The sequence below is a fragment of the Pseudomonas sp. RGM 3321 genome (assembly GCF_022836805.1).
GTDB lineage: Bacteria > Pseudomonadota > Gammaproteobacteria > Pseudomonadales > Pseudomonadaceae > Aquipseudomonas.
The window spans coordinates 35493-54042 of the sequence record NZ_JALHBH010000111.1; the positions used below are offsets into that span (position 1 = coordinate 35493).

General features: G+C 59.1%; 13 protein-coding genes and 1 pseudogene. 2 read left to right on the plus strand and 12 right to left on the minus strand.

Features of this window, described 5'->3' with window-relative positions:
• The first annotated feature begins 25 nt into the window (after nucleotides 1–25).
• On the plus strand, nucleotides 26–649 hold the full coding sequence (locus RGM3321_RS14975) for a class I SAM-dependent methyltransferase (RefSeq protein ID WP_244393705.1): 624 nt from the start codon (nucleotides 26–28) through the stop codon (nucleotides 647–649).
• 244 nt (nucleotides 650–893) lie between these two features.
• Here the strand turns inward: RGM3321_RS14975 and RGM3321_RS14980 are convergent, their stop codons facing one another.
• The 10 genes and pseudogenes from RGM3321_RS14980 to RGM3321_RS15025 form a co-directional block, all read right to left on the minus strand.
• Entirely contained in the window at nucleotides 894–3995 is a 3102-nt protein-coding gene (locus tag RGM3321_RS14980; RefSeq protein WP_244393706.1) for an efflux RND transporter permease subunit, read from the minus strand.
• Entirely contained in the window at nucleotides 3992–5080 is a 1089-nt protein-coding gene (locus RGM3321_RS14985; RefSeq protein ID WP_244393707.1) for an efflux RND transporter periplasmic adaptor subunit, read from the minus strand. The genes RGM3321_RS14980 and RGM3321_RS14985 overlap by 4 nt, the downstream gene beginning before the upstream one ends.
• Nucleotides 5077–6195: an efflux RND transporter periplasmic adaptor subunit gene (locus tag RGM3321_RS14990; protein WP_244393708.1), complete on the minus strand. Its 1119-nt coding sequence runs from the start codon at nucleotides 6193–6195 to the stop codon at nucleotides 5077–5079. The genes RGM3321_RS14985 and RGM3321_RS14990 overlap by 4 nt, the downstream gene beginning before the upstream one ends.
• Before the next feature lie 681 nt (nucleotides 6196–6876).
• Nucleotides 6877–7617 (minus strand): annotated as a pseudogene (locus RGM3321_RS14995) (RHS repeat-associated core domain-containing protein); the annotation flags it as partial.
• A gap of 112 nt (nucleotides 7618–7729) precedes the next feature.
• The gene (locus RGM3321_RS15000) at nucleotides 7730–8728 is read right to left on the minus strand and encodes an RHS repeat-associated core domain-containing protein (RefSeq protein WP_244393709.1); all 999 of its coding nucleotides are present in this window, start codon (nucleotides 8726–8728) and stop codon (nucleotides 7730–7732) included.
• A 111-nt stretch (nucleotides 8729–8839) separates the two neighbouring features.
• Complete coding sequence (locus RGM3321_RS15005) at nucleotides 8840–9055, minus strand: hypothetical protein (protein ID WP_005747748.1); 216 nt, start codon at nucleotides 9053–9055, stop codon at nucleotides 8840–8842.
• A 554-nt stretch (nucleotides 9056–9609) separates the two neighbouring features.
• Nucleotides 9610–10629, minus strand: a complete 1020-nt coding sequence (locus tag RGM3321_RS15010) for an ABC transporter substrate-binding protein (protein WP_244393710.1) — start codon at nucleotides 10627–10629, stop codon at nucleotides 9610–9612.
• 37 nt (nucleotides 10630–10666) lie between these two features.
• Complete coding sequence (locus RGM3321_RS15015) at nucleotides 10667–11533, minus strand: ABC transporter permease (RefSeq protein ID WP_244393711.1); 867 nt, start codon at nucleotides 11531–11533, stop codon at nucleotides 10667–10669.
• A 91-nt stretch (nucleotides 11534–11624) separates the two neighbouring features.
• Nucleotides 11625–12506, minus strand: a complete 882-nt coding sequence (locus RGM3321_RS15020; RefSeq protein ID WP_244393712.1) for an ABC transporter ATP-binding protein — start codon at nucleotides 12504–12506, stop codon at nucleotides 11625–11627.
• Between the two features lie 16 nt (nucleotides 12507–12522).
• Nucleotides 12523–13419 (minus strand): TauD/TfdA family dioxygenase, encoded by an 897-nt coding sequence (locus RGM3321_RS15025; RefSeq protein ID WP_244393713.1) that lies wholly within the window; start codon nucleotides 13417–13419, stop codon nucleotides 12523–12525.
• A gap of 220 nt (nucleotides 13420–13639) precedes the next feature.
• On the opposite strand from RGM3321_RS15025, the gene RGM3321_RS15030 reads away from it, so the two are divergent.
• On the plus strand, nucleotides 13640–16738 hold the full coding sequence (locus RGM3321_RS15030) for an autotransporter domain-containing protein (protein WP_244393714.1): 3099 nt from the start codon (nucleotides 13640–13642) through the stop codon (nucleotides 16736–16738).
• 149 nt (nucleotides 16739–16887) lie between these two features.
• Here the strand turns inward: RGM3321_RS15030 and RGM3321_RS15035 are convergent, their stop codons facing one another.
• Both RGM3321_RS15035 and RGM3321_RS15040 read right to left on the minus strand, forming a co-directional pair.
• On the minus strand, nucleotides 16888–18114 hold the full coding sequence (locus RGM3321_RS15035; RefSeq protein WP_244393715.1) for an MFS transporter: 1227 nt from the start codon (nucleotides 18112–18114) through the stop codon (nucleotides 16888–16890).
• A 48-nt stretch (nucleotides 18115–18162) separates the two neighbouring features.
• Nucleotides 18163–18549: an ectoine synthase gene (locus RGM3321_RS15040; RefSeq protein WP_244393716.1), complete on the minus strand. Its 387-nt coding sequence runs from the start codon at nucleotides 18547–18549 to the stop codon at nucleotides 18163–18165.
• Nucleotide 18550: the final 1 nt, after the last annotated feature.

Consider the following 18550-nt stretch of genomic DNA (forward strand, 5'->3'; position numbering starts at 1 on the left):
GTCTTCCTTTACCGGACCGCCCTTGATGAAACTCGATCCACAAACCCTTGCGCAGATCACCGCCGCGACCCTCGGCAATTACAACAGCGTGGCCGACGACTTCCGCGAAGGCACACGCGACCACGACGTCAGCCAGAATATCGATGCCCTGTTGCGGCATATGGAAGGCCCGGCACCGTGGCAGATTCTTGATTTCGGCTGCGGGCCGGGGCGTGATTTGAAGACGTTCACAGCGATGGGTCATGTGGCGGTAGGGCTCGACGGCTCCGAACGTTTCGCCGAGATGGCCCGCACCGAGACCGGTTGCGAAGTGCTACAGCAGAACTTCCTCGAACTCGACCTGCCGCAAGGCCGCTTCGATGGCCTCTTCGCCAACGCAGTGCTGTTCCACGTCCCAAGGCAGGAATTGCCACGTGTACTGCGTCAGCTGCATGCCACGCTCAAACCGGGCGGCGTACTGTTCAGTTCCAACCCGCGTGGTGAGAATCAGGAAGGCTGGAACGGCGAACGTTATGGCGCGTATCACGACCTGCAAGCCTGGCGCGAATTGCTGACCGAAGCCGGCTTTATCGAACTGGAGCACTACTACCGCCCCGCCGGGTTGCCGAGGGAGCAGCAACCGTGGCTGGCGAGTGTCTGGCGGCGCTAGACTGCCTTTCGTGCTCCGTGTCATACACAAGTCTGTTTTTGACTCTGGCCGAAGGCCGTGGGAGCGAACTTGTTCGCGAAAGGGTTGGTATAGCCGCCGAAATTGCAGCGCCTAAAACATCGTCTTCGCGAACAAGTTCGCTCCCACGCCCTGCGGGCAGAAGCCTGAAAGCCCCATCTTGCGGGCGTTTCAGAGCTTGCATATAACGCTGAGCGTTGGAGAGTGCGTCTCGCTCCAACGCACATCAATGCGCAGGCTGCGCGTTTTCATCCTCGTTCTTGTCTTCGGCTTCCTGACGCTGTTCGTCGGTCGGTTCCTTGATGCGATACCAGGCCACGTACAGCGCTGGCAGGAATAGCAAGGTCAGCAGCGTGGCGATGATAATGCCGCCGATCATGGCGTAAGCCATCGGCCCCCAGAACACTTCGCGGGCAATGGGAATCATGCCCAGGCTGGCCGCTGCGGCGGTCAGCAGAATAGGACGACGACGATGCTCGGTGGCTTCGACCACGGCGTCCCACGGCAGGTAGCCGCTTTTTTCATAGGCATCGATCTGGGTCACCAGAATCACCGAGTTGCGGATGATGATGCCGATCAGCGCCAGCACCCCGAGAATCGCCACGAACCCCAACGGCGTTCCCGTCGGAATCAGCGCCAGCACCACGCCGATCAAGCCCAGAGGCGCGACACTGGCTACCAGAAACATCTTCTGAATGCTGTGCAGCTGGATCATCAGGAACGTCGCCATGAGGAACAGCATCAGAGGCGCAACGCTGGCAATCGGCCCCTGCGCCTTGCTGCTTTCTTCGACCGTGCCCCCCGTTGCAACCTTGTAACCAACCGGCAGGCCAGCGGCGAACTTGTCGATTTCCGGTTGCAGTTGCTTGACCAGATCGGTCGGCTGAATCGCGTCGCGTACCGCGCCTTTCACGGTGATGGTCGGCTGGCGATCGCGGCGCCAGACCAATGGCTGCTCCAGCTCGTAACCAACGGTAGCAAACGCCAGCAGCGGAATGGATGTTCCAGTCTGGGTCACGATTTGCAGGTTCTGCAGAGTTTCCGGTGTGCCGCGCTCTGCGTCTTCAGCACGTCCGATCACATTGATCAGATAGATATCATCACGCACCTGGGTCACGGTAGAACCGCTGACCACGCTGTTCATCAGCTTGGCGACGTCTTCCGACGACAGCCCCAACTGCCGGGCCTTGTCCTGATTGATATCGATGCGCAGCACCTTGCCCGGCTCGTTCCAGTCGTAGATCACTTCGCCCACATGCGGGTTGTGATCGAGCAGCTTAGCCAGCTCGATGGCGTGCTGGCGCACCTTGTCGATGTTCTCGCCGCTGACGCGATACTGCAACGGACGACCCACCGGCGGGCCCATTTCCAGCGCCTGCACATACGACCCGATGCCGACAAACTCGTCACGCAGGCGTTTTTGCAGACGGGCAGTCAACGCGCCACGCTCTTCCAGGCCTTTGCTGACAATGACCAGTTGGGCGTAGAACGGATTTTCCAGTTGCTGATCGAGTGGCAGGTAAAAACGTAACGCGCCCTGGCCGATATAAGTGCTCCAGCGCTCGATGTCCGGGTCGTCCTTGAGGCTCGCTTCAAAACGATCCACCACCTTGCGCGTTTCGTTGATCGAGGCGTTCTGCGGCAGGTTCAGGTCGACCAGAATTTCCGGGCGGTCCGAAGACGGGAAAAACTGGTTCTGCACGAACTGCATGGAGAACAGCGACGCGGCGAACAACCCTACCGTGATGGCAATCGCCAGCCAGCGATGACGCATGGCCCAGAGCATGCTGCCGTTGAATGCCCGGCCTATGCGGCCCGGCTCTTCGGATTTCGGCTTGATGTTGGCGCTCAGAATGTGCACGCCGATCACCGGTGCGAACAGAACGGCGACCAGCCACGACACCAGCATCGCCACGGCAATGACAGCAAACAGCGTGAATGTGTATTCCCCCGCAGAGCTGTTGTTCAGGCCGATCGGCACAAAGCCGGCCACGGTCACCAGCGTACCGGTGAGCATCGGGAACGCTGTCGAGGTGTAGGCGTACGTCGCGGCCTGCTCCTTGGATTCCCCCATTTCCAGCCGTGTGACCATCATTTCCACGGTAATCATGGCGTCATCCACCAAAAGGCCGAGGGCGATGATCAGCGCGCCGAGGGAAATCCGTTGCATGGTGATGCCGCTGTATTCCATGAACACGAACACCATCGCCAACACCAGCGGAATCGAACACGCGACCACCAACCCTGCGCGAAACCCGAGGCTGACGAAGCTGACCAACAGCACGATAATCACTGCCTCGAACAACGCGCTGGTGAAGCCGCCCACAGCCTTGTTCACCACCTCGGCCTGATCCGAGACCTTGTGCACGCCAATGCCGACTGGCAGCTCCGCTGTGGTAGCGTCCATACGTTCGTGCAGCGCCTTGCCGAACGACTGGATGTTGCCGCCCTTCTGCATCGCGATGGCCAGGCCGATCGCCGGTTTGCCATCGAAGCGGAACAGCGGCTTGGGCGGATCGGTGTACCCACGGGTTATGTCCGCGATGTCGCTCAGACGGTAAAAGCGGTCATTGATGCGTAGATTGACTGCAGCCAGATCCTTCTCGGACGCGAACTGGCCGGAGGTACGCACCGAGATCCGCTCCGGCCCGGCTTCGATCACCCCGGCAGGCGTCACCGCGTTCTGCGATTGCAGGCTTTGCACCACCTGGCTCTGGTCGATGCCCAATGCTGCGAGCTTGCGTGTCGAGAAGTTCAGGTACACCACTTCGTCCTGCTGACCGATCATCTCGACCTTGCCCAGCCCGGGCACTTCGCGGATGTCGGCGCGAACCTTCTCGACGTAGTCACGCAACTGACGCATCGAGAAACCGTCTGCGGTAAACGCATAGATCGAGCCATACACATCGCCGAACTCGTCGTTGAACGACGGGCCTTGCAGCCCCTGCGGAAACTGGCCACGGATGTCATCGACTTTCTTGCGCACCTGATACCAGATTTCCGGTATCGCCTTGGCGCTGGTGGTGTCACGCAGGTAAACGAAGACCGTGGATTCGCCCGGTCGGGTATAGCTCTTCACGTAGTCCAGCGAGTCCAGCTCTTCGAGCTTCTTCTCGATGCGGTCAGTGACCTGCTCCAGGGTCTCGTCCACCGTCGCGCCCGGCCAGCGGGTCTGGATAATCATGGTCTTGATGGTGAAGGACGGATCCTCCTCGCGGCCCAGCTTCATGTAGGAAAACACGCCCATCAGCAGCGCGACAAACATCAGATACCAGACAAACGATTGATGCTTGATGGCCCACTCAGACAGATTGAAATTACCTTTCATCGCGGGCTTTCCTCATCGACTTTGACTTTCTGGCCCGGCTTGAGGCTGTTGACGCCCGCGCTCACCACTTTTTCACCTGCCTTGACGCCATCGGCCAGCACGAAGCTGTTGCTGTCAAGGCTGACAATGTTCACAGCCCTCGGGTTCACCGTCTGGTTTTGCGGGTCGACGATCCATATCTGGCTTTTGCCATCGGCCTGCTGCAAGGCATTGATCGGCAAACGCATGCGCGGCGTGATGGTCGAGCTGAGCGTTACGCTGATGGCCGTGCCCAGCCGGAACGCCGCTGGCGTTTGCGCCAGCGTCAGACGTGCACGGCGGGTACGTGTGGTGCGGTCGGCCTGAGGTTCGATTTCACGAATGGTGGCGGTGGTGTTCACTTCCGGGTTCAGCTGACTGGCGACGGTGAATACCACGCCGGATGGCAGTTGGTCAGCCAGCGTATCAGGGAGGTCGATCACCGCTTCCTTGATGTCCGGCCGCGCCAGGGTCACGACTTCCTGCCCGGCTGTCACCACCTGTCCGGCTTCGACTTTCCATTCGGTGACTACAGCATCGTGATCACTGCGCAGCTCGCTGTAGCTCAATTGATCGCGGGCCTGTTGTGCAGCGGCTTTGGCCTGTTCCTGCGACGAGCTGGCGGTCTTCAGATCGGTCAGGGCGATGTCCAGTTGTGCCTGGGCACCGACGCCGCGATCAAACAGTTCCTGCTGGCGGCGGGCGTTGGCCTGAGCGTTGATCAACTGCGCCTGCACATTGGCCAGGTCGCCCTGCCGGGCACGCACTGTATTCTGCTGATCAGTCGGATCAAGGGTCGCGAGCAAATCGCCTTTCTTCACTTCAGCGCCTACGTCGACGTTGCGCCGGGCAATACGTCCCGCCACACGAAAACCCAGCACACTCTGGTAACGCGCCTGGATATTGCCGGCAAAACGCCCGAAATCCTGATTTGACTCAGGCCTGGCTTCGACGAACACGACAGGACGCACCGGCTCCACAGGGGCCTCGTCCTTGCCGCAGCCACTCAACAGAAAGCCACTGGACAGAAGGCCACCCAACAACAGGCATGACGACAAACGCTTCATGGCTGCACCTGCGCATTCTGCTGCTTGGGCTGTTCGGCAATCTCGACCTGCATGTCCGGGTGTAACAACTGTCCGCCTGCCACCACGACTTTCTCTCCACTTTTAAGCCCGTCGCCGATGATGACTTTGGCAGTCAGATAACGAGTAACCGTGACCTTGCGCAAATTGACTTTGCCCTGCTCGTCCACCACCCACACGGCAGGCTTGCCCAGCTGCTCGCCAAGGTCCTTGGTCAGCGCCGCCCAAGGCAGCTCGACACTGGCATTGGCCGGTGCGCTCAGCGCCACGCTGACTACCGAGCCCAGGTCCATGCCTTCAGGCAGCGGGTCGAGCGCGATCTTGACCTGCAAAGTGCCGGTTTGCGCGGACACCGCCGGGGTCACTTCGCGTACTTTGCCGCTGACCTTGATAGTCGGGTTATCGAGCAACGTGACCTGCACGGCCTGATCGGTTGGCGGCTTGACGAACAGCGACTCGTAGACATTGAACACCGCATCGCGATCACCGTCGCGCGCCAGATCGAAAATCGGCATGGTGGCCTGCACCACCTGACCGACTTCAGCCTGACGCGCGGTGATAACACCCGGCGCATCAGCGACCAGTGCGGTATACCCCAGTTGCTCACGGGCATTGGCCAATTGCGCCTGCGCCGCCTTCAACGAGCTTTCACTGCCGCGCAAGGCGGCCTGGGCCGAGTCATATTCACTGCGACTGGTATAGCCCTTGGGCAGCAATTTTTGCTGACGAACGAACGCAGCGCGAGCCTGATTCACGCGGGCCTGCTCGGCGGCCACAGCCGCAGCGGCCGAGTCGACATTGATCTGCAGATCCTTGGGGTCGAGCCGCGCCAGCACTTGCCGGGCAGTGACCCGGTCGCCAACATCCACGTTACGCTGAATGATCTTGCCATTGACCCGGAAAGACAGGCGGGTCTGCACCCGCGCCTGAACATCACCGGTCAGGGCGACACTGGCGGCGAAGTCGGCACTTTTTACAGTCTGCACGTAAACCCTGGGCAGTTCGGGCGCCGCCGGTTTTTCCTCGCCACAACCGGCCAGCGCCGCTAATGCAGCAGCCAGACTGAACGTAACCAGTCTTGAAATACGAACGGGCATGCAGACTCCTTGTACAACTGCCGGATGCGGGCGTGATCAGGGCGAGAGAATAGCGTGACTATGCGACTGTGTGCGAGAGGGAGGGTTCATTGGGGCGCTATTTGCAGGGATTTGAATGGGCGGACCTGTCCTCAAACAAAGAAGACAGGGTATACAAAAGCTGATTCAAAAATTGCTAGAATCGGGGCCAGCAACATCGCCGTGAGGGTAGACTTGCCCACGAAGGCTGACCGACAAACGACGCATTGCCGGGAACCTGCCCCCTTACTCTCGGCTGGCGCACGATGCCGATAAAGCAAACAGCCAAGCTTTATTTTGTATGCAAGCACACCCAGCCTTCAGGAAGCACCTGCAAAAGAAGCTAAGAATCTCTTATGGAGGAGCGAATGGTGGCCAAGGGGTTGCGTGGTCCACCCTGTCTTGGAAATACGCCAGAATACTTATCCACCTTAAATCGTTCCCTGAAAGTTTCATACGGAGTGCTGGGCGTCAAACTCTCTGCCCCTCCCAAATTTCTACCCCGATCATAGCCTTGTTTGTATGCCCTGAGAGTCTTGTGTTCGCTGTCAACAGTTTGGCGTCTCAGCTCGAACAGATAGTCGTCTGCCCTCTGAGTCAAGCTTCTTATCAGGCGTTTATCCACTGCGAGTTCTGTTAAAGCTTTGTTATATTTTTTTCAAGATTATCAAGTTTACTTAATGCCGCCTTCCGGCCAGCAGCCTTCATTACAACTGAACTCAGAGCAAAACCAACGCCCACAACAGCTAACGCGATGCCCACTCCCATAGACACCTCACTGAACGTTGGATTAGATTCTTTTACGCGAGTAGACAAATAAATTGACAAACCTCCAGCGAGAAATGACAAAGCCGCCAAAATCCCAGTTAATCCAGTTACTAAAGACGAAAAATGCCCGGTCGGGTCTATGTATTTGATCGGATTGTTTAGCCCATACGCATACGCATTCAACCCACCCTCACCAAACGGGCTCAAACTGTCCGGGCTGTTAAAGCGCATCAACACAGGGTTGTAGGCACGATAGCCATTGCCGAGCAGGTAGTGGCCGGTTACCGGATCAGGCCGCTCGCCGTTGAAACCGGGTAGCTCTGCAATAGCCTGCTCGGCTTGATGGTGTCCGAATGGCGTATAGACGATATCAATCTGTCTCCCGTCTTCGCTCGCGTGCAGAACGCTGTTGTGCAGGTCGCTGGCGATCATCGTCGTCACGACCTCTTCGCCCTCGCGACTCTGCTGCGCCAGTAGCTGGCCGCCCGCACGGATACAGGTTCGTTGCCTGTCGCCCTGCAACTCAGACATCAGTTGCTCGCCGTTATAGAACCGGTTGGAAACGGCCTGAGCCAGCGGGGTCAATGTGGAGACACGGTCCAGCGGGTCGTAGGTGTACTTGCAGAGGATGGCCATTATCGTTCCCTGATGATGATAAAGTCAGGGCTTTAGCGTGACCCAGGTCGGGATACCGGTCTACTGGTAGAAATGCCAGCGACCGGGTTTATGCAGAGAACGAAGAGGATGTTCAAAGTTGGGTTTCTTCAACATATGAATCACCACCCCGAATGCTTGAACGCGGGGATTCAGTGACCTTAGAATCAGGTAAGGCGCTCGGCGCCAACTTCGCAGCTTTTTTTGCAGCTCGCCCTGCAAGCCTGGAACGATTATACGTCCAGCCACGCAACCCGACGACAGGGATAATAATAACTATAGCAACGCTTCTCAGCGTGCGAACCGCCAGCGAATCACTCTCAAACTTTCCTGCAATATAAGATGCGCTCCATGTCGCACCGGCAATAAGCGCCCCGACACCAATGGCTCCTGAGACTTTTTCCGCCGTGTTCGCCGGTCTTCTGAGCGCGGGAGTCATGGTGACAACATTATCGATAGCGTTTACTTCGGGCATTACCTTCACTCCCTTTATCACAGCCTTTATAGAAGAACGGGCCATCAGAAGGCCAATAACGCCGGTAAAAAGGGCTGCGCCAAGGTAGATGGACGTCTGCACATCATCAATGAGTCCATGCCCCGTAGGATCTGACCGATTGACCGGGTCCCCCGCACAATATCCATATGCATTGATTCCGCCCTTGCCAAACGGACTCAGGCTGTCAGGACTGTTGAAGCGCATCAAAACGGGGTTGTATGCGCGATAACCATTGCCCAGCAGATAATGACCGGTCAACGGGTCGGGTCGCTCACCGTTGAAGCCTGGCAGCTGGTTCAATGCTTGCCGATGCCCATAGGGGGTGTAGGCGATAGCGTCAGGCAAGCCGGCCGACACGGTGTGGAGCACGCTGTGCTCTTGGTCCGAGCCGATCAACAACGTGGCGAGCGCTGACTGCATGGCCAGCAACTGACGGTCGCGATGCAGGAATCGAAGGTGTTCTGCCCCCTGAATCTCGCTGACCAGGGTATCGGACTCATAAAACGAGCGGGCAGTGGTCCCTCCCGCAGGCGTGCGAGCCGCGAGCCGGTCGAGCGCGTCGTAGCGGTAACGGCACAGGGTAGCTTGCTGGCGCATGGCGGGTAACCGGAGTGGTCTTGATCAGCGAGGCAGGCCTCTTCAGGCACACAATGCATTGCCGGGACCGCAGCGGCTACTCGTAGAACTGCTAGGTTGCGTCAGGGGCTGTCAGTGGCTCTGAACACATTCCAGCGAGCGCTCCAGCTCGGCCTTGGCCATGTTGATCAGATGCACCACCGAGAACGCCAGATCACGTTTCAGGCCCTCGAGGTTGTCACCGGTTTCAGAAGCGGTGGCAGAGGCACAGCGCAGTATTTCGCTGACCTGTATCAGAGAGTCTTCCAGAGAGTTGGGGAGCGGCGGGGACGGGGTTGAGTTGATCATCGCTTATTCCTTTAGCTGACAAGACCACCAGATGCCTGCTGCTAAACAAACAAGGGTGGCGACTTTGACGCGGGTTAGCAGACCGGTGTGGAACAAGCGCAAGCAACCGGCGCACCCGAAGGTGCCCCACGCAAAGCCGCCATAAACGGCACTTGCGCCACTTGTAATCCACAAACAGGCTGCTAAACCCGGTCGCTGACTCTCAGCGACCGACGCAGCCTAGTGTGCAGATGTGGCAGGCGCAAGGGCCCGGGATTTTCTAGGAAAGGTCATACGCAGGAAAGAGAAAAGACTGAAGGAAAGGTCCTGCAGGACAGGTTTTTCGTGAGCAGAAGTAACCTGATTCTTTCAGAAGAGGACGCAGAGCGTCCAGAACGGCATTCCTACGCGGAGCGTTGGAACGATAAGTGATCTCCCGGACAACCTACCGTTCGTGAAGCTCCGCGTCGCCAAGAGGACGCGGAGCGCCGCACGATAGTTGAGATTATCGTTCCGCACGCTCCAGCGTGGGAATGCCCTTCATGACGCTCCGCGTCATCTTCAAACCGCGCCGATCAGCTGCCCTCGGTGCCGTGCGCTTCTTCGAAGAAGTAGTCCTTCCAGCTCGCCGCCTTGTTTTTCAGCACGCCCAGTTCATGCAGCTTTTCGGCGTAGATGAAGGTTCGCTGCGGGGTGACGGTGAAATCGATTTCCGGGTCAGCGACGATTTTCTCTACCAGCAGCAACGGCAGTTTCGATTGCTCGACGCGGATGTAGGTCTGCGCGGCAGCGGGCTTGTCGGCCTTGATGATCTTCTCGGCTTCGGCCAGCGCGTCGTAGAACGCCTTGTAGGTCTTGGGGTTTTCGTCGTGGAATTTCTCGGTGGTGTAGAGCACGTTGAACGTCGCCTGACCGCCCAGCACGTCATAGGAACTGAGCACTTTGTGGACGTTGGGGTTTTCCAGCGCCTGGTACTGGAACGGCGGGCTGGAGAAATGCGAGTTGATTTCCGAGCCGCCCGCCAGCAGCGCTGCGGTGGCATCCGGGTGCGCCAGGCTCACCGAGATGTTGTCGAATTTCTTGTAGTTGTCGTTACCGAACACCTTGGCGGTCTCGATCTGCAAGGTACGCGACTGAAAGCCCACACCAGCAGCCGGTACAGCGATGCGGTCCTTGTCGGTGAAGTCCTTGATGGTTTTCACGTCGGGATTGTTAGTCAGCAGGTAGTTGGGCATGGAACCCAGCGAAGCAATGGCCTTGACGTTCTGCTTGCCTTTGGTGCGATCCCAGACGGTCAGCATCGGCGGCACTCCTGCCGACACCACGTCCAGCGCACCGGCCAGCAGCGCTTCGTTCATCGCGGTGGCGCCGGAGATGCTGTTCCAGTCGACCTTGATGTCCAGCCCCTGTTCCTTGCCGTGTTTCTCGATCAGCTTCTGATCGCGTACCACGTCGAGGATCAAGTAGCCGATACCGAATTGCTGAGCGATGCTGATCTTGCCTTCCGCCTGCGCGCCGCTGCTGAGCAGCGCACCAAACAAGCCGAGGGTCGCCGCCAACACAGTCAGTGCCGGGCGTTGAAATGTAGTTTTCATGTGGTTCCCACCCTTGTTATTCAAAAAAGACGGCGCTTCAACGCTGCATACCCCAGCGCTTGACGGTCAGGCGCTCGATGTTGGCGAACAGCAGGTTCTCGACCAGCAGGCCGATGAGAATGACTGCCGCCAGACCTGCAAAAACCTTGTCGGTATACAGCTCGTTACGATTCTGGAAGATGTACCAGCCCAACCCGCCCTTGCCGGACGACGCACCAAACACCAGCTCGGCGGCGATCAGCGTGCGCCAGGCGAAAGCCCAGCCGATTTTCAAGCCGGCGAGGATCGATGGCAGCGCAGCGGGAATCAGGATGTGCCAGACAAAGCGCAAGCCTTTGAGGCCATAGTTGCGCCCGGCCATGCGCTGGGTTTCCGAGACGCCCAGAAAACCTGCGTAGGTATTGAGCGCCAGCGCCCACAGCACCGAATGCACCAGCACGAAGATCAGACTGTTCTGCCCCAGCCCGAACCACAGCAACGCCAGCGGCAGCAGGGCAATGGCCGGCAGCGGGTTGAACATGGCGGTCAGCGTGCCGAGCAGGTCGCGGCCCAGTTGGGTAGACACCGCCAGCGTGGTCAGGGCGAACGCCAGCACGATGCCGATCAGGTAGCCCTGAATCAGTACGGTCAGGGAAATCCAGACCTTGCCCGGCAGCTCGCCGGAAATCAGCCCGTCATAAAAGGCAGCTGCCGTTTGCAGAAAGCTCGGCAACAGCAGGTCGTTGTTCTGCAGGCGAGCGGCAAGCTCCCAGATGACCGCCAGGGCGATCATAATCACGCCTTTGCGTACCCAGCTCAGTTGCCAGATGCGCTGCGCCAGCGGTAGGTCTCGGGCCAGGTCTTCCTGAGTGAAAGGCTCCAGCGTGATTTCATACTCTTCGCGAGCGGGAGGTGCGAGGCTCATGGTTCGGGTTTCCCGGTAATCGTGTAGATAGGACGCGGAGCGTCCTGAAAGGCGTTACCACGCGGAGCATGGGAACGATCAAAGCAGTCACTCAGTAAGCGATCCGGATGTCCTGAAAGTTCAGCTCTTGCTCTACCGTCCCGGCATCGCCCTCATCAAACAACAGGCGATGAATGCGCTGCGCGGTTTGCTGGAAACCAACGCCGCCGAGGCTTTTCAGGTCGTATTGGTGGCTGTTGATTTCCGCCCGTACACGGCCCGGATGCGGGGACAGCAGCAGGATGCGGTTGCCCACCACCAGCGCTTCTTCAATGGAATGCGTAACGAACAGCAGCGTGAAACGCACCTCGTCCCACAGCTCCAGCAGTTCTTCCTGCATCTTGCGCCGGGTCAGTGCATCAAGCGCGGCGAACGGCTCGTCCATCAAGAGAATTTTCGGCTGCATGGCCAGGGCTCGGGCAATCGCCACGCGGGCTTTCATGCCACCGGACAAGGTGTGCGGGTAGGCATCGGCAAACGCGCTGAGGCCGACTTTTTCCAGGTAATAACGAGCACGCTCCAGCGCCTCGGGACGCTTCAAGGTGCGTGACGCCAGCAGCGGAAACATGACGTTCTCGATCACGGTTTTCCACGGCGGCAACTGGTCGAATTCCTGAAACACCACAATACGGTCCGGACCGGGCTCGGTGACCTGGTGGCCCGCCAGATGAATCTCGCCTTCGCTGGGCTGAATGAACCCGGCCACCGCCTTGAGCAAGGTCGACTTGCCGCAGCCCGACGGGCCAAGCAAGACGAAACGATCAGCCGGGTCGACCTCGAAACTGACTTGATGCGTCGCCCGTACCACGCGCTCTGGCGTGCGGTATTCAAGGCTTACACCGCGGACTTGCAACAAGGCTTCAGTGGTGTGCTGAACAGTCGGTTGCGGTTGGGCGCTCGTGCTGGCCGTGTGGCCTTGCGCGACAGCATTCATGAACGGCTCTCCTGAATCAAAATGGCGCGGTGCCTTGAATGGTCGTGCGATGCAGTTTGCGTCGCATATGGGCCGGGCAGCCGGCAGCCAGGTGAATCAGGGAACGGTTGTCCCAGAACACCATGTCGTTGGCTTGCCATTGGTGCCGGTAGATATGCTCGGGCTTCACGCTGTGGGCGTAAATCTCGTTGAGAATCTGGCGGCTCTCGTCTTCCGGCAGGTCAAGAATCCGGGTGGTGAAACCTTCGCTGACAAACAACGCCTTGCGCCCGTTTTCAGGGTGAGTGCGAACAACCGGGTGGCTGACTTCCACCACCTGCGCCAGTTGCTCGGCGGTCAGGGTCGGACGCCAGTTGGCGGCGTTATGGCCCTCGGCGTAGCGTGCGGTGTAACTGTGCACCGCTGAACGCCCCTCGACGGCATCGCGCAGGTGTTGCGGCAAGGTGTCCCACGCCTGATGCATGTCGGCGAACAGCGTGTCGCCACCTTCGCTCGGCAACTCTTGTGCGTAAAGCATTGAACCCAGGCTTGGCAGCTCTTTGTAAGACAGGTCCGAATGCCAGTATTTACCGGCATCGCCCAGCCCAACAGGCTTCTCGTTCTCGACAATGTTGGAGACGATCAGGATTTCCGGATGGTTGGCCAGCAGAAACTGCTTGAGCACGTGGATCTGCAACACCCCAAAACGACGGCTGAAATCGACCTGCTGCTGCGGCGTGATTTGCTGATCGCGGAACACCACGACGTGGTGATCCAGATGCGCCTGATGCACTCGCGCAAAATCTGCGTCGTTCAACGGCCTGGACAGATCCAGCCCGACGATTTCAGCGCCCACCTTTCCGGTGAATGGACGCACGTCGAACGATTGCGAAGCAGATTGAGCGGACGATGAAGCGAGGGAGGCTGCTGGCATGAGAACTCCGACTCCAGAACAGTGTGACTGAAAGGCGGAACTGTATAGATATAAGAAAGAGAATTTAAATACCGTTGAGGAATATCGATAGTTCTGAATGCCTCCTGAGGATTTTTTTCAGCGTAATCACCCACATAAATGTGTCACGGCAGATACATCCAAGTGTAAGAACGCCTTGCTAGGGTCGGCGCCTTATCCAGATTGAGTACAGGCGCTCGCCATGCGATGCAATAAACCGGTTGCCCACGTAATGATGTCGTCGTTGATACTTTCACTGCTTGCGGTATCGGTACAGGCAGCGAGCCGTGCAAATGACGACCGGATCAACGGGGTCGATCTGCTTTCCGGGTTCAACACGTTGTGGACGACCGGCGCGACCTGGGATACCGGCACACCGACCGCGCTAGGGCAGAGCCTGCTCCGACGCAACCTGCAAATTGTCGTCGACCGTGCCAACTCGCGCACGCTTGCCCAGGAAACCGCCGCCTACGTCGATGACCGCCGCGATCAGAGCTACAGCGCCATCAGCGGTCTGGGCTCATTGAGTGATGCCTATAAAGCAGGCGCGGGTGCCTTCACCACCATCACGCAATTTGACGACAGCAACAAAACCGTCAAGTACGACGACAAGGGCAATGGCGCAGGCAGTTCGTCTTCAGCGCTGGGCAAAGTGGTCGATCTGGTCGGCGCCGTGCGCAATGACGCCTCCACGACCCCGGCCAAGTCCCACTATCTGTATCCCCGGCCATGGCGGCAGAGCCTGGACGGACAGAGCCTGGCATTCGTTGTTGCGCCGTCTCTGCGCCCGGCCGAAAGCACCACGCCGGCCAGTGACTCGGGCTTCCCCAGCGGCCATACCAACGCCGCCTACCTGTCTGCCTATGCCTTGGCCTACGCGATCCCCGAGCGGTTCAGCGAGTTGATGCTGCGTGCTTCGGAGATTGGCGACAACCGCATCGAAGCAGGCATGCACTCGCCCTTCGACGTGATCGGCGGGCGAATCACGGCGACCTATTTCGCCATCGACAACCTGTCCAATTCAGCCAACGCACAGCTGCGCGCCGACGCCCGCGCTCAGGCACTGACTTACTTCACGGCGCAATGCGGTGGCAACATCAACAACTGCATGGCGAGTATCGACCCGGCCACTGACCGCACTTCACAGCACGCACAAGACAAAGCGCTGTATACCTCGCGCATGACCTACGGTTTCGATCCGGTTGGCCCCACCAACCTGGCTCCGGTAGTGCCTACCAACGCAGAAGTGCTGCTGGAAACCCGCTTTCCGTACCTCGACGCCAGCCAACGCCGCGAGGTTCTGGGGACCACTGAAATATCTTCGGGCTACGCGGTAATCGACCAGTCAGGTGGCTACGGTCGCTTGAACCTGTATGCCGCAGGCGATGGCTACGGCGCGTTCAATTCCAACGTCACCGTCAACATGAACGCCAGCCTCGGCGGCTATAACGCCATCGACGCCTGGCGCAACGACATCAGCGGCAGTGGCGCACTGATCAAGAACGGCACCGGCAACCTGATACTGACAGGCAATAACACCTACTCGGGCGGCACCGTGATCAACGGCGGCACCCTGACCGGTCATGCACAGGCCTTTGGCAGCGGCACGATCACCGATAACGCAACGCTGGTGGTCGATCAGTCCACCAACGACACCCTCGCCAACACCATGACGGGCAATGGCGCGTTGATCAAACGCGGCGTCGGTTCACTGAACCTGACCGGCAACAGCAGTCTGTCCGGCGCGACGACCGTGCAGGCTGGTCGCCTGGCAGTGAATGGCAACCTCGGCAACTCCATCGTCAGCGTGCAGCAAGGCGCGACGCTGGGTGGCAACGGCAACGTTGGCGGCATCAACGTCGCTCAGGGCGGCGTGGTGGCACCGGGCAATTCGGTCGGGCAACTGAACGTCAACGGTGACGTCAATCTGGCTCAGGGCTCGGTTTACCAAGTGGAGTCGGACGCCAATGGCAGTGCCGACCGCATCGTCGCCAGCGGCCGCGCGACGATCAATAACAGCACGCTGTCATTGGTTGAAGGCGGCAACTGGGTAGCAGCAAGCCGCTACTCGATTATCTCCGCAGCCGGTGGCATCAGCGGTGCATTTGCCGCCGTGCAAACCAACTTCGCGTTCCTTACCCCGACGCTGAACTACACCGCGACCGATATCGGGCTGACGCTGAATCGTAACGCACAAACCTTCGCCAGCCTGGCGACCACGCGCAACGCCAGTGCCGTTGCTCAGGGGCTCGACAGCGCGGGGGCAGGCAATGCACTGTGGCGACAGGTGGTGCAGGACGACGCAGCAACCGCACAGGCGACCTTCAAGGCGTTGTCCAACGAGCTGCACGCATCGACTCAATCTGCACTGATCGAAGACAGCCGACTGGTGCGCAATGCCATGAATGCTCGCATGCAACAAGCGCAATCCGCACAGGCATTCGGCAGCACCACGCAAACCCTGGCTGGGGATGCCTCGCGCGGCGTGGTGTGGACCCAGGCCATCGGCGCGACCGGCCAGACCGACAGCAGCCGCGACGCCTCGGGCCTCGAAACCCGCACCAGCGGCCTGTTGTTCGGTGCCGACGTATCGCTCGACGACACCTGGCGTGTGGGTGCATTGGCCGGCTTCAGCAACAGCAGCTTCGACCTGCGCCACGCGTCCGGCTCGACCGACAGCGACAACTACCACTTGGGTGTCTACGGCGGCGCGAAATGGGGCCAACTGGGCCTGCGCCTCGGCGCGGTACGCACCTGGCATGAGCTGACCGCCAAGCGCACGCTGGACCTGCCGGGCTCGTCCGAGCACTTCAAGGAAGACTACAAGGCAGCGACCAATCAGGTCTTCGGCGAACTGGGCTACACCCTGGAAATGGGCAACGCACAGCTTGAACCCTTCGCCAACCTGGCACACGTACGCCTGGACACCGACGCCTTCGACGAGAACAGCAACGCCATCAGCCTGCAGAACAAGTCCCAGGACAACCACATCACCTTCAGCACCCTGGGCCTGCGTGCAGCGACCCGCCTGAGCGCTGGCAGCGTCGTGATCAAACCCAACGCCACACTGGGCTGGCGTCGCGCCTACGGCGACGTCACCCCGGAAAGCCGCTCGGCCTTCAGCGGCGGTGACACCTTCGAACTCTCCGGCGCCCCCATCGCCCGCAGCGCAGCCGTGCTCGGCGCAGGTGTCGACCTGGGGTTGAGCGATACGCTGAGCGTGGGCCTGAGTTACGACGGTCAGGTAAGCAATGATGCATCGGATCAGTCGTTGAATGCCCGGGTGACATTGGCGTTTTAAAGGCAGGTAATGGTGCTGCTCTCTGTAGGTTCAGAGGGCAGCATGCGGGACTCATGCCCCAAGCGGCTTGCGTGTTTCGCTAGTGTTAATGCCTTTCCTCAAAAGCCCTGACTCCATCCAGATTCAGCGAAACGGATTCAGCCCCATTTTCATTTCCCGGCCTCCCGATTCGCCTCAACAATCGAGGCAGAGAACGGGCCGCGGGCTTTTGCAAACCACCACATCGCACCTGCCCCGAGAAGGGAAGTCAGCACGGCCAGAATCAGGATGACTTGCCGGGTGCCCAAGGGTGCGGCCAGCAAGGCCACCAGTAATCCTGCCAAGGGCTGGGACATGTTATTAAGCAGCGTGATCACGCCCACCGTCTTGCCGAAGTCCTGGGGCGGTATCACCCGCTGCCGGATGGTGCGCATGTAGACGTTGAACATCTTGTCGAAGCCGACGATCAACAAAAAACCCAGCGCATAGCCCATCAGGTTCGGGCTCAGGGCGCTGATAAATGCCCCGATCGCGATCATTGAATACCCGATACCGCCCAGCACCCGCAAAGGCAGCACCACACGGGCCAGGAAGAACAGGATCACGATAGTGGTCACTGCCCCCGCCGCCTGCAGCCCTGCGTAGTTATCTTTGCCTGCGCTGTACTCGCCGATGACCATGGCTGCCGAGGTCGCCAGCGTGACGCCGACGATCAGGTTGACGCCCACCGCCAGCGTGATGATCTTTTTCAATTCGGCCAGGCCACGGATATGCCCGAACGCAATCCGCAAGGGCTGCAGCCAGATGTCTTGATGCTGCTCGAACACTTCCAGCTTAAAACGGCCAAGACGTTGCCACGCCAACATGCAGAGGTCTGCCAGCAGGAATAGTCCGGCGATCCAGAGCACTACCCAGTGCCAGGCCCACACTTCAAGCATCAGTGCCGCCACCAGCGGCCCGAGGACCAGCCCTGACTGGTCGGCGATCTGGGAGTAGGACAACGTTTTGGTGTAGCTGTAGTGCTGAAAGATATGCGGCATGAGCACTTCGCGCGCCATGATGCCTTGCGTGGTCAGCACCCCGCACAATGCCGAGAGCACCACGAGCCATCCAATGCCACCAAAGAGTGCGTAGAGCACCATCGCCAGCACGCAGAGCAATGCCCGGTAGACCTGGCTGATATGCAGAATTCTGATAGGCGAATACTTGTCGCACAGCGCGCCGCACAACGGAAACGCGAGAAACCTCGGTAACGATTCGACGAAAAACGCCAGCCCCGCCCATGAAGCGCTGTTGGTGGTCTGGAACACCACCAGCGGCACTATGAACAACAGGATCTGATCCGCCATCCTGGACAGGAAAAGCGAGATGAAGAAAGCGAGGTAATCCTTACGCATGGAGAACTCCTGTCAGTAAGCGGCGTAGCACAGCGGCTAGAAGATACATCAGTAGGCGGATCCCTTACCGTCGTTGAGATTATGTCGCTCGTCACCACGCAGTGGCGGATTAAAGACGCTGACCAGTATCAAGTCTTGTTCCTTGCCGCCGCGCAGAAAGTGCCGATCATGCTGATCAAGCACATACACATCCCCAGGCCGGATTGGAAACACATTGCCTTGCATGTCTTCGACTTCGCCTTCTCCTCCAATGCAATAACACGCCTCCAGATGATTTCGATAATGCAAGAGCGATTCTGTGCCCGCCCGGACAATCGTGTGGCACAACGTAAAGCCCATGGCGTCTTGCTCTGTCAGCAGACGGTGACTGGTTCCAGCACCCCATTCGACGAAGTAAGGGGTTTTCTCGACATCGGTTTTATTGCGAACAAACATG